The organism is Aeromonas ichthyocola (genome assembly GCF_046087985.1).
Classification (GTDB): domain Bacteria; phylum Pseudomonadota; class Gammaproteobacteria; order Enterobacterales; family Aeromonadaceae; genus Aeromonas; species Aeromonas rivipollensis.
The window spans coordinates 262,501-275,059 of the sequence record NZ_JBJSWH010000005.1 but is presented as its reverse complement, the minus strand read 5'-3'; the positions used below and the strand labels follow the sequence as shown (position 1 = coordinate 275,059).

General features: G+C 60.2%; 6 protein-coding genes, 1 tRNA gene, 2 rRNA genes, 2 pseudogenes and 1 riboswitch. Of the genes and pseudogenes, 2 read left to right on the top strand and 9 right to left on the bottom strand.

Annotated elements, in window-relative coordinates; all coding sequences use genetic code 11:
• Nucleotides 1–46: 46 nt before the first annotated feature.
• Nucleotides 47–1,733, top strand: a pseudogene (locus ACF2JD_RS16350) (methyl-accepting chemotaxis protein).
• Between the two features lie 267 nt (nt 1,734–2,000).
• Nucleotides 2,001–2,086: riboswitch (cyclic di-GMP riboswitch) on the top strand.
• Nucleotides 2,087–2,151: 65 nt separating this feature from the next.
• Nucleotides 2,152–3,570, top strand: a complete 1,419-nt coding sequence (gene gbpA / locus ACF2JD_RS16345) for an N-acetylglucosamine-binding protein GbpA (protein WP_163157969.1) — start codon at nt 2,152–2,154, stop codon at nt 3,568–3,570.
• Nucleotides 3,571–3,636: 66 nt separating this feature from the next.
• Here gbpA and cbl read toward each other — a convergent pair whose 3' ends face one another.
• The 9 genes and pseudogenes from cbl to ACF2JD_RS16300 form a co-directional block, all read right to left on the bottom strand.
• Nucleotides 3,637–4,584, bottom strand: coding sequence for an HTH-type transcriptional regulator Cbl (gene cbl / locus ACF2JD_RS16340; RefSeq protein ID WP_025325756.1), 948 nt, complete (start codon nt 4,582–4,584; stop codon nt 3,637–3,639).
• Between the two features lie 117 nt (nt 4,585–4,701).
• The gene (locus ACF2JD_RS16335; RefSeq protein ID WP_440987783.1) at nt 4,702–5,769 is read right to left on the bottom strand and encodes a TOBE-like domain-containing protein; all 1,068 of its coding nucleotides are present in this window, start codon (nt 5,767–5,769) and stop codon (nt 4,702–4,704) included.
• 74 nt (nt 5,770–5,843) lie between these two features.
• Nucleotides 5,844–6,737, bottom strand: coding sequence for a sulfate ABC transporter permease subunit CysW (cysW, locus tag ACF2JD_RS16330; RefSeq protein WP_106884955.1), 894 nt, complete (start codon nt 6,735–6,737; stop codon nt 5,844–5,846).
• Entirely contained in the window at nt 6,734–7,573 is an 840-nt protein-coding gene (gene cysT / locus ACF2JD_RS16325) for a sulfate ABC transporter permease subunit CysT (protein ID WP_025325753.1), read from the bottom strand. The genes cysW and cysT overlap by 4 nt, the downstream gene beginning before the upstream one ends.
• A 279-nt stretch (nt 7,574–7,852) precedes the next feature.
• Nucleotides 7,853–8,428 (bottom strand): RBBP9/YdeN family alpha/beta hydrolase, encoded by a 576-nt coding sequence (locus ACF2JD_RS16320; RefSeq protein WP_163147416.1) that lies wholly within the window; start codon nt 8,426–8,428, stop codon nt 7,853–7,855.
• 39 nt (nt 8,429–8,467) lie between these two features.
• Nucleotides 8,468–8,974: pseudogene (locus ACF2JD_RS16315) on the bottom strand (sulfate ABC transporter substrate-binding protein); the annotation flags it as partial.
• 67 nt (nt 8,975–9,041) lie between these two features.
• Nucleotides 9,042–9,128 (bottom strand) — tRNA-Asp (locus ACF2JD_RS16310).
• A 97-nt stretch (nt 9,129–9,225) separates the two neighbouring features.
• Nucleotides 9,226–9,340 (bottom strand): 5S ribosomal RNA (gene rrf, locus ACF2JD_RS16305).
• Between the two features lie 122 nt (nt 9,341–9,462).
• Nucleotides 9,463–12,352, bottom strand: a 23S ribosomal RNA gene (locus ACF2JD_RS16300).
• Nucleotides 12,353–12,559: the final 207 nt, after the last annotated feature.

Here is a 12,559-nt window from a genome sequence, read left to right as displayed (position 1 = left end):
GCTGACTGGCCCTCACCAGATCCGTACGGGAAAGAAGGAAAAGACTATGTTCAAGCTCGGTGATATCGCCGTGAGTCGCAAACTGATGCTGCTGCTCTCGGTGGCGCTGGTCGGCTTCATCGCACTGCTGCTCATCTCCGCCAGTGCCCTGCATCGCAACCTGATGAGTGAGCGGGAAGCCCGATTGCAGGCGGTGCTGGATCTGGCCATGAGCCGGATCCAGACCCTGGCCCGCCACCCTGCCCGCCCCAGAGGCCCAGGCGCAAGCCAAGGCCATGCTCGACGGCATGCGCTTCGATGGAGACAACTACCTGTTCGTGCTGGATGAAAACCGCCACGTGGTGGTGCATCCCGCCAAGCCAGAGCTGGTCGGCCAGCAAATGGGCGGGACGCCCGCCGAGTCCCACTGGCAGCGCATGGTGGATCTCGGCAAGGGCGGCCATCAGGGTCGGCTGGAATACCAGTGGATCTCCCCCTCCGGCGAGGCGGCCCAGAAGATGTCGCTAGTGGCCGGCTACCAGCCCTGGGGCTGGATCCTGGGCTCCGGCCTCTTGCTGCAGGACATAGAGGCCACCATCTGGTCCCAGTACCAGCTGATGGGGGGCGCCACCCTGCTGGTGATCCTGCTGATGGGGTGGCTGGGGGTGGCCATCAGCCGCTCCATCGTCAACCCGCTGGCGGAGATCAACAGGGCCATGGCTCAGGTGGCGGCCGGGGATCTGGTGGTCAGCATACCCGTGCATGGCAAGGATGAGCTGGGGGCCGTCGCCCGCTGTACCAATCAGGGGCTGGACGCCATTCGCCGCGCCCTGCTGGAGGCGAGTCAGGGGGCCCGCAACGTGGCGGATGCCGCCCTGCGCATCGCCGCCTCCGCCGAGCAGACCAATCAGGCGGTCAACAGCCAGCGGGATCAACTGGCCCAGCTCACCACCGCCATGAACGAGATGAGCGCCACCATCTCGGATGTGGCGGGTCACGCCGAGAACACGGCCCGCGACACCCAGGACGCCACCAGCGAGGCCGGGCTCGGCAACCAGGACGTCCACGCCAGCGTGCACGGCATCCAGGCGCTCGCCACCGAGGTGGAGCAGGCCACCCATCAGGTCAATCGGCTCAAGGAGGGGGTGATGCAGATAGGTGAGGTGACCGCCGTCATCAGCGCCATCTCGGATCAGACCAACCTGCTGGCTCTCAACGCCGCCATAGAGGCGGCCAGAGCCGGCGAGCAGGGCCGCGGCTTCGCCGTGGTGGCCGACGAGGTGCGCCAGCTGGCGAGCCGTACCCGCCACTCCACCGAGGAGATCCAGAGCACCATCACCCAGTTGCAGCAGCGGGCGGTGACCGCCGCCAGCGCCATGGATGCCAGCCGCAAGCTGGCGGAGAGCAGCGTCGGCCAGTCCGAGAAGGCGGGGCAGGATCTCTCTCTCATCGTCAATCACATCCAGCACGTGAGCGACATGGCGACCCAGATAGCCACGGCGGCGGAACAGCAGAGCATGGTGGCCGAGGAGATGAACCGCAACGTCAGCGGCATCAATGACTCGGCCCTGGAGATGTCCCAGGCCGCCTCCCAGCTGGCCCAGGAGAGCGAGCTGCTGGCCGGACTTTCCCGCAGCCTGGACGAGCGGCTGGCGGTGTTCAGGCTCGGCAATGCCCTCCCCCGGGATCTGGCAACCGGGCAGGCCCCGCGCCCCTCGTCCTCCCGCCGCACAGACCAGTACCCGCACCACTGACCGTCTGACACAGTCCCATCCCATCCCCTGCCGGCCTAGCCGGCAGAGGATTTTTTCATTGATGAAAAATGTCGCGATTTTGCATCTTTTGACAGAGCGGGCGAAGCAAAACCCAACTTGATGAATTAAATATAATTTTAAAAACAGAGTGTTAAGTGATTGCTCTACTCCGATGAGGTCAAGCTGTTAAGTTTTACACTTAATAATTTAATCAAAAGAAGCCATCATGGTGGCGCCGTCCTCAAGGGCGGCACCCAGACCCTTTATGTAGTCATTTGGCAAACTGGTTGAAAGGCCAGGACGCAAAGCCTCCGGTCTAAAGACATGTCGTCCAGGATAGCGGGGCTGCCACACTCAGGTGTGTCACGGGGAACTCCCCTGCCAACTTGACTGTCCACATCACCGAACAGAGGAATGTATGGCAGCAAAAATCCAACTCAATCATGTGGCCGCGGCGCTGGCGCTGCTGGCCAGCGGCGGCGTGCTAGCCCACGGTTACATCAGCCAGCCGGAAGGGCGCAACTATCTGTGCAAGACCGGCGGCAACAGCCAGTGTGGCGCCATTCAATGGGAGCCCCAGAGCCTGGAGGCGCCGTCCGGCTTCCCCGATGGCGGCCCCGCCGACGGCCAGATCGCCTCGGCCGGGCATCCGCAATTCGGTGAGCTCAATGCCCAGACCAGCGATCGCTGGACCAAGCGCAATGTGCAGGCCGGTCCCTTCGCCATCAGCTGGACCTTCACCGCCAACCACGTGACCCGCAACTGGCGCTACTACCTCACCAAGCAGGATTGGAACCCGAACCAGCCCCTTACCCGTGACGCCTTCGATCTCAATCCCTTCTGCGTGATCGACGGCAACATGGTGCAGCCCCCCAAGCAGGTCACCCATCAGTGCACCCTGCCGGCACGCACCGGCTATCAGGTCATCCTCGGGGTCTGGGAGGTGGGCGATACCGCCAACAGCTTCTACAACCTGATCGACGCCCGCTTCGACGGTGGCACCCAGCCCCCGCTGACCTGGAGCCAGGGCGGGACCATCTACCCCTCCATCGATCTTGCGGCCGGTGACAAGGCCAAGACCCGGGTGTTCGATGCCAGCGGCGAACGTGCCGACCTGCAGACAGTGCTGACCATAGCCAGCGCCGAGCAGGGCCAGAAGAACAACTGGGCCCACGCCCTGGCAGGCAAGATCAATGCCGAGCAGACCCAGATCCGCGCCGGCCAGCAGGGGGCCGATGGCCAGTTCAACCCCGTCTACGGCCAGAACCCCATCTACCTGAAAGCCGGCAGCAACCTGCAACGGGTCGAGATCCAGCTCGAGCAGCAGCAACCGCCGGTGGGCAACAGCATCAACGTGAGCGGCCTGGCGAGCGACTACCAGCTCGACAACGGCAAGGTCACCCTGAGCTTCACCGTCACGGCGCAAGGGGATCTCGCCGTCACCAATACCCTGTATGACCATGGCGGTGTCGCCAAGGGCCAGAGCGGGGCCGACATCAAGGACAGCAGCCAGAGCTTCACCATGGAGGCCACGGGTCTGAGTGCGGGCCACCACCAGCTGGTGATAGAGGGCAAACCCAAGGCTGGGGGGGAAGTGGTGCAGCAGACCCTGGATCTGATGTTCAAGGAGCCGGCCGGTGGCGACTATCAGTTCAGCTTCCCGGAAGGGCTCAAGTCCTATACGGCCGGCACCAGGGTATTGCAGCCGAAGAATGGCAAGATCTATCAGTGCAAGCCCTTCCCCTACAGCGGTTGGTGCAGCCAGTGGTCCAGCACGGCCACCCAGTATGAGCCGGGTATAGGCTCCCACTGGCAGGAAGCCTGGATCGCACAATAACGCGGTCGCAGTGACATCAATAACACGGGGAGCCCATGGCTCCCCGTTTCTCATGCGCCACTCGGCTCAGATCTGGTAGTCGAGCAGGGGCTCGTTGCTCATGGCCCTGGCCTGGATCTCCGCCAGCGCCAGCTCTGGGTTGCAGAGCTGGATGAACTGCCAGGTGAAGTTGTGCTGGAACTGCCCCTGCTTGAGACCTATCCAGGCGGTGTGCGGCGCAAACAGCCGGCTGCCGTCGAGCTGCACCAGCCCCTTGTCCCGCTGGGGATCAAACGCCATGTCCGCCAGTATGCCCACCCCCATCTCCAGCTCGACATAGGTCTTGATGACGTCGGAATCCTGGGCGGTCAGCAGGATCTGCGGATGTATCCCCGCCTCGGCGAAGGCCTCATCCACCCGCACCCGGCCCGTCAGGCCCGCCTGATAGGTGACTATGGGCCAGTGGGCCAGCGCCGCCAGGGTGAGTTCCCGCTCGGCGGTGAGCGGGTGCTGCTCCGGCACCACTATGTTGTGGTGCCAGCGGTAGTAGGGAAACGCGACCACACCTTCGCTCTTGTCGAGCTGCTCGCTGCTGATGCCGATATCCACTTCGCCGGTCTGCACCAGCCGCACTATCTCCTCCGGGCTGCCCTGACGCAGTTCCAGTTGCACCAGGGGGAACTGCTCGCGAAACGCCTTCACCACCCGGGGCAGGGCATAGCGCGCCTGGGTGTGAGTGGTCGCTACCAGCAGCCGCCCGGAATCCCGGTTGGCAAAGGTGCTGGCCAATTTGCGGATATTGTCGGCGTCCCCCAGGATACGCTCGGCGATCACCAGCAGCTCCTTGCCCGGCTCCGTCATGCCGAGCAGCCGCTTGCCGTAACGGATGAAGAGCGCGAGCCCAAGCTCCTCCTCCAGCTCGCGGATATGGCGGCTGACCCCGGACTGGGAGGTAAAGAGGGCATTGGCCACCTCGGTCAGGTTGTAATCCCGCCGCGCCGCTTCCCGGATAATGCGTAATTGCTGAAAATTCACCTCATCGCCTCCTGCGCTGAGTGGCGGTGGATGCTGCCACCGTCCTCTTGTTATTGGGCGACCGGATCAGGATCCGGCTGCAAGCCTGAAAAGGGGTCTCGCCTTGGGGGCTCGCCTTCAAATCTGGTAGTCGGGATAGAGCTGCGCATGCCGGGCCACCAGGCGTACCCCCTGGCCGGGGGCGAAGGCACGGGCGGCCTCCTTGCTCAGCTCGGCCTCGTAGTGAGCTCCTCTGGTCTCGCCATCCCCGCGCAACTCCACCCGGATCCGCGGCCCCATGGGCAACAAGCGGGTGATGGTGGCGCTGATGCCTCCCGGTGCATCCGCCGGCAGTATCTCCAGCTCGTGGGGGCGCACATAGGCAATGGCAGCACTGCCTTGTGCCAGCTGGGAGCTGATGGGCCCCCCCAGCTGCTGCTCACCTATGCCGAGCCCCTGCCCGGCCACCCGGCCGCGGAACAGGTTCACGCTGCCGAGGAAGCTGTGCACAAAGGCGGTGGCGGGCTGGTCATAGACCTCGGCCGGGGTGCCGATCTGCTCGACCCGCCCTGCGTTCATCAGCACCACCCGATCCGCCACCTCCAGCGCCTCCTCCTGATCGTGGGTCACGAACAGGCTGGTGACGTGCAGCTCGTCGTGCAGCTCCCGCAGCCAGCGGCGCAGCTCCTTGCGCACCTGGGCGTCGAGTGCGCCGAAGGGCTCGTCCAGCAGCAGCACCTTGGGCTGCACCGCCAGGGCGCGCGCCAGGGCGACCCGCTGGCGCTGGCCACCGGAGAGCTGGGTCGGATAGCGCTCGGCCACGTGACTGAGCTGCACCAGATCCAGCAGCTCCTTGACCCGGGCGCGGATGCTGGCTTCATTCGGCCGATCGGAACGCGGTTTGACCCGCAAGCCAAACGCCACGTTCTCGAACACCGTCATGTGCCTGAACAGGGCATAGTGCTGGAACACGAAGCCGACGTTGCGCTCGCGCACGTGGAGATCCGAGGCATCCTCGCCGCGGATGATGACGTTGCCGCTGTCGGCCTGCTCCAGCCCGGCGATGATCCGCAGCAGTGTGGTCTTGCCGCAGCCGGAGGGGCCGAGCAGCGCCACCAGTTCACCGTCGTGAAAATCGAGGTTGATGTCGGCCAGGGCCGCGTACTGATTGAAATACTTGTTGAGTCGTTGAACCTGAATGCTCATGGCTGCCTCTCTAAACCGTTAAACCGGATTCATGGTTATCCGGGCTGACCTGCCAGCAGGCAGGCCAGGCCATATCAATGGGACTGGGTGGGCTGAGCGCGCAGCCGGGCCAGCAGGGTCTCCCCCAGCAGGGTGAAGATCCCGAACAGGGCCAGCAGGCTCGCCACCGCGAAGGCGGCGCCGGTCTGGTACTCGTTGTAGAGGATCTCGATGTGCAGCGGCAGTGTGTTGGTCTGACCGCGAATATGGCCGGAAACCACGGAGACGGCACCGAACTCCCCCACGGCACGGGCGGTACAGAGCAGCAAGCCATACATCAGGCTCCAGCGGATGCCGGGCAGGGTGACCCGCCAGAACATCTGCAGGCCGCTCGCCCCCAGCATGATGGCCGCTTCCTCCTCTTCCGGACCACGGGCCTCCATCTGGGGCAGCAGCTCGCGTACCACGAAGGGCACAGTGATGAAGGTGGTCGCCAATATGATCCCCGGAGTGGCGAAGATGATCTTGATGTCGTGCTCGCTAAGCCAATCACCGAACCAGCCACGACTGCCGAACATCAGCACGAACATCAGACCCGCTATCACCGGCGAGACCGAGAACGGCAGATCGATGAGGGTGATGAGCAGTTGCCGGCCCGGGAAGCGGAAGCGGGCGATGGCCCAGGCGGCGGCCAGCCCGAACAGCAGATTGAGAGGCACCGAGCAGAGGGTCACCAGGGCGGTCAGGCCGAGGGCGCTCAGGGCATCTGGCTCGCTGATGGCATGCCAGAAGAAGGCGAGGCCCGGACTCAGGGCCTGGATAAAGACGGTTGCGAGCGGCAGCAGCAGCAGGGCGGCGAACCAGCCCAGCCCGACGCTGATCAGCAGCCACTTGACCCAGACGGGCTCACGGGTCACGGCAGGCTGGCGCACCTGAGTGGCAGGGGCCCCATCGAGGGCCAGGTCCAGGCTGGCGTTGGATGCGTTCATATGCGGCTTCCTCCGATGCGTGCCCAGCTCCAGGCCTGCAACTTGTTGATGATCAACAGTAAAACAAACGAAATCAGCAGCATGACGGAGGCGATGGCCGAGGCCCCGGCATAGTCATACTCCTCCAGATGACTCATGATCATCAGCGGCGCGATTTCCGAAACCATCGGCAAATTTCCGGCGATAAAGATGACGGAGCCGTACTCCCCGACCCCACGGGCAAAGGCCAGGGCGAAGCCGGTGAGCAGCGCCGGGATCAGGGTTGGCCACAACACTCGCGCGAAGGTCTGCCAGCGATTGGCCCCCAGGCTGGCGGCAGCCTCCTCCTGTTCGGTCTCCGCCTCTCGCAGCACCGGCTGCAGGGTGCGCACCACGAAGGGCAGCCCGATGAAGGTGAGGGCGATCACCACCCCTATGGGGTTGTAGGCGAGCTCGATGCCAAAGGGGGCAACCCACTGACCTATCCAGCCGTTGGGGGCGAAGATGGCGCACAGGGCAATGCCGGAGACGGCGGTCGGCATGGCGAACGGCAGGTCGATGAGCGCATCCACCAAGCGGCGACCGGGGAAGCTGTAACGCACCAGCACCCAGGCCAGGATCAGCCCGAACAGGCTGTTGAGCAGGGCGGCGATAAAGGCGGCCCCGAAACTCAGGCGAAAGGAGGCGAGCACCCGGGGGGAGCCTATCACCTGCCAGAACTCGGCGGCCGTCAGGTTGTTGACCGCGAATAGCACCAGCGCCGAGAGGGGCAACAGCACCAGTATGCTCAGGTAGAGCAGGCTGAAGCCCAGGGTCGGCCCCAGGCCAGGGAGGACGGAATAAGAACTTAATCGCATAACACATCCGTTTGTTATAAAAACTTTCGATACGCTGATTCTGCTCACGACCGCCAGTGACAACAAACACCAATAACGCCTTTGCTAAGCACTTTTTTGTCTAACAACGGCAAACCAGGGCTTTTAGAGCGATGAATATAAAAAAAGGTCTTTTATATAAATAAAAGACCTAACAAACGGAGCGGTGAAACCTGAGCTGCAAAGACAGTCACTATGGGATCAGGGTGGCAAGCCTGTCTGATATCTTGCGGGAACTCTCCTTGTCATATGGGTCTAGGATCAGCGGAAGCTGAGGGCAGCCCGCCTATCCCATTCGGTCGAGACGGGATCCACTACCATCTCGGCCCTGTGATGAAGGGTGTTCAGCAGGTTGAGCCCCTGACTCCACTCCCCATGACCGGACTGGGCATTGATGTGGCCCACCTCGCCGGCATCGAACAGTGGCACCTGCCACTGACGACTCCAATATTCGGCACGTTCGAAGCTCATCCAGGGATCATTGCGGCTGGCGATGAGCTGGGCGGACACCTTGATGGATCCCGCCAACGCCTCGTCCGGGATGCCGAAGCGGGCCGGATCAGCGGGAGCCACTATCAGGATGGAGGAAACCTTGTCCGGTTGCAGCCGGGCGGCGGCAATCGCCGTCAGGGCGCCAAAGGAGTGGGCCACAAGGTGGACCCGGCTACGTCTACTTCTGAGCTTGCTCGCCAGCTTGGCGCTCCAGACGGTGAGGTCCGGCTTGTCCCAGGGCAGACCCAGCATCCGCTGCCACTGGGGAAATTGCTGGTGCCAGCGACTCTGCCAGTGATCCGGCCCACTGTTGTGCAGACCGGGAACCAGAAGGATCTTGTTCATCACGGTGCTCCTATCTGTTGTCACAGGGGCCAGTCACTGTCAGCGGCCCGGTTGGTAGATCTGGTCGAACAGCCCGCCCTGGGCGAAGTGTTTCTTCTGTGCCTTGTCCCAATCCCCTTCCAGATCCTTGACGGTAAAGAGCGCCAGCTGCGGGAACTGGGCCGCCGTCTCCTTCAGGATCGCCGGGTTGCTCGGGCGATAGTGGTACTTGGCGATGATCCGCTGTCCCTCGTCGGAATAGAGGTAGTCAAGGTAGCCCTTGGCGACCGCTTCTGTGCCGTGCTTCTTGGCTACCTTGTCCACCACGGCGACGGGGGGTTCGGCCAGGATGGAGACAGACGGCACCACGAGCTCGAACTTGTCGCTGGTCCCCGGCTGACTCAGCACCAGCAGGGCTTCGTTCTCCCAGGCCAGCAAGACGTCGCCGAGGCCGCGCTCGATGAAGCTGGTGGTGGCGCCCCGGGCGCCGGAATCCAGCACCTTCACGTTCTTGAACAGATCGCCGACAAACTGCCTGGCACCCTCTTCAGTGCCGCTCTTCTTCACAGTGCCGCTCTTCTTAAAGGCCTTCCCATAAGAGACGTTGAGCAGGCGCAAGGCCTTTCAAAATTAGTGGCGGAGCGGACGGCATACTCACTGACTCGAACCCGCGACCCCCGGCGTGACAGGCCGGTATTCTAACCGACTGAACTACCGCTCCGCTATTCGGTTAGCTTTCGCTAAATCTTCTGCCGCTTACTGAGGTGTCATCCTCTCGGCCAATCATGCAATTCTGTCACATCACTGTTTAATTGGGTGCCTGGCAGTGTCCTACTCTCGCATGGCGAATGCCACACTACCATCGGCGCTACCGCGTTTCACTTCTGAGTTCGGCATGGGATCAGGTGGTTCCACGGCGCTATGGCCGCCAGGCAAAATACTTCATCTGGAAAGCTGACGTGAGTAACGACTTAGCCTAGTTGGCTTCGCTATCACTGAATTAGGTAGTAGTTCTTGCATTTGCTACAAGGCCCAGAACACTTCTTGGGTGTTGTATGGTTAAGCCTCACGGGTAATTAGTATGGGTTAGCTCAACACGTCGCCGCGCTTACACACCCCACCTATCAACGTTGTGGTCTCCAACGGCCCTTTAGGACCCTCAAGGGGTCAGGGATGACTCATCTCAGGGCTCGCTTCCCGCTTAGATGCTTTCAGCGGTTATCGATTCCGAACTTAGCTACCGGGCAGTGCCACTGGCGTGACAACCCGAACACCAGAGGTTCGTTCACTCCGGTCCTCTCGTACTAGGAGCAACTCCCTTCAATCATCCAACGCCCACGGCAGATAGGGACCGAACTGTCTCACGACGTTCTGAACCCAGCTCGCGTACCACTTTAAATGGCGAACAGCCATACCCTTGGGACCGACTTCAGCCCCAGGATGTGATGAGCCGACATCGAGGTGCCAAACACCGCCGTCGATATGAACTCTTGGGCGGTATCAGCCTGTTATCCCCGGAGTACCTTTTATCCGTTGAGCGATGGCCCTTCCATTCAGAACCACCGGATCACTATGACCTACTTTCGTACCTGCTCGACCTGTCCGTCTCGCAGTTAAGCTGGCTTATGCCATTGCACTAACCTCCTGATGTCCGACCAGGATTAGCCAACCTTCGTGCTCCTCCGTTACTCTTTGGGAGGAGACCGCCCCAGTCAAACTACCCACCAGGCACTGTCCGCGAGCCCGATTCAGGGCCCTGCGTTAGAACATCAAACATACAAGGGTGGTATTTCAAGGACGGCTCCAGCGCAACTGGCGTCACGCCTTCAAAGCCTCCCACCTATCCTACACATGTAGGTTCAATGTTCAGTGCCAAGCTGTAGTAAAGGTTCACGGGGTCTTTCCGTCTAGCCGCGGGTACACCGCATCTTCACGGCGAATTCGATTTCACTGAGTCTCGGGTGGAGACAGCATGGCCATGGTTACACCATTCGTGCAGGTCGGAACTTACCCGACAAGGAATTTCGCTACCTTAGGACCGTTATAGTTACGGCCGCCGTTTACCGGGGCTTCGATCAAGAGCTTCGCTTGCGCTAACCCCATCAATTAACCTTCCGGCACCGGGCAGGTGTCACACCCTATACGTCCACTTTCGTGTTTGCAGAGTGCTGTGTTTTTGATAAACAGTCCCAGCCATCTGGTCACTGCGACTCCCAACTGCTCCATCCGCAAGGGACTTCACTGTCAAGAGCGAACCTTCTCCCGAAGTTACGGTTCTATTTTGCCTAGTTCCTTCACCCGAGTTCTCTCAAGCGCCTTGGTATTCTCTACCCGACCACCTGTGTCGGTTTGGGGTACGATGACTTGTAATCTGAAGCTTAGAGGCTTTTCCTGGAAGCAGGGCATCAATGGCTTCACCACCGTAGTGGCTTCGTCTCGTGTCTCAGTGTTGTGTCTCCGGATTTGCCTAGAAACACCACCTACGCACTTTCACCAGGACAACCGTCGCCTGGCCCACCTAGCCTTCTCCGTCCCCCCATCGCAATTACAAGTCGTGCAGGAATATTAACCTGCTTCCCATCGATTACGCCTTTCGGCCTCACCTTAGGGGTCGACTCACCCTGCCCCGATTAACGTTGGACAGGAACCCTTGGTCTTCCGGCGAGGAGGCTTTTCACCCCCTTTATCGTTACTTACGTCAGCATTCGCACTTCTGATATCTCCAGCATGCCTCTCGACACACCTTCGCAGACTTACAGAACGCTCCCCTACCACTCACACATACGTGTGAATCCGCGGCTTCGGTGCCTGGTTTGAGCCCCGTTACATCTTCCGCGCAGGCCGACTCGACTAGTGAGCTATTACGCTTTCTTTAAATGATGGCTGCTTCTAAGCCAACATCCTAGCTGTCTGAGCCTTCCCACATCGTTTCCCACTTAACCAGAACTTTGGGACCTTAGCCGGCGGTCTGGGTTGTTTCCCTCTTCACGACGGACGTTAGCACCCGCCGTGTGTCTCCCGGATATTACTTACTGGTATTCGGAGTTTGCATGGAGTTGGTAAGTCGGGATGACCCCCTAGTCCAAACAGTGCTCTACCCCCAGTAGTATTCGTCCGAGGCGCTACCTAAATAGCTTTCGGGGAGAACCAGCTATCTCCGAGTTTGATTGGCCTTTCACCCCCAGCCACAGGTCATCCCCTAACTTTGCAACGTTAGTGGGTTCGGTCCTCCAGTTGATGTTACTCAACCTTCAACCTGCCCATGGCTAGATCACCCGGTTTCGGGTCTACACCTTGCAACTAGACGCCCAGTTAAGACTCGGTTTCCCTACGGCTCCCCTATACGGTTAACCTCGCTACAAAATGTAAGTCGCTGACCCATTATACAAAAGGTACGCAGTCACCCCGAAGGGCTCCCACTGCTTGTACGTACACGGTTTCAGGTTCTATTTCACTCCCCTCACAGGGGTTCTTTTCGCCTTTCCCTCACGGTACTGGTTCACTATCGGTCAGTCAGGAGTATTTAGCCTTGGAGGATGGTCCCCCCATATTCAGACAGGATGTCACGTGTCCCGCCCTACTCGATTTCACTTCAAGGTCGTTTTCATGTACGGGGCTATCACCCTGTATCGCTGGCCTTTCCAGGACCATTCCACTAACTTCCAAGAAACTTAAGGGCTAATCCCCGTTCGCTCGCCGCTACTGAGGGAATCTCGGTTGATTTCTTTTCCTCGGGGTACTTAGATGTTTCAGTTCTCCCGGTTCGCCTCTATTACCTATGTATTCAGTAATAGATACCCAGCTTATGCTGGGTGGGTTTCCCCATTCGGAAATCTGTGAGTAATAGCGTCTCTTACCGACTTCTCACAGCTTATCGCAGGTTAGTACGTCCTTCATCGCCTCTGACTGCCAAGGCATCCACCATGTACGCTTAGTCACTTAACCATACAACCCCAAGAAGTGTCGTCGAAACAACGCGTCTTGTTGTCGTACAACAAGGACCAAAAATAAATTTTGGTTTTCGCCAAGAAGTTTCCAAAGCACTTGTAACAAATGTTTGAGAACTACTTTTTAAATCAGCTTTCCAGATTGTTAAAGAGCATGTTTGCAACAGCACAAGGCTGAAGAAAACAGACATAAGAATCACGTTTG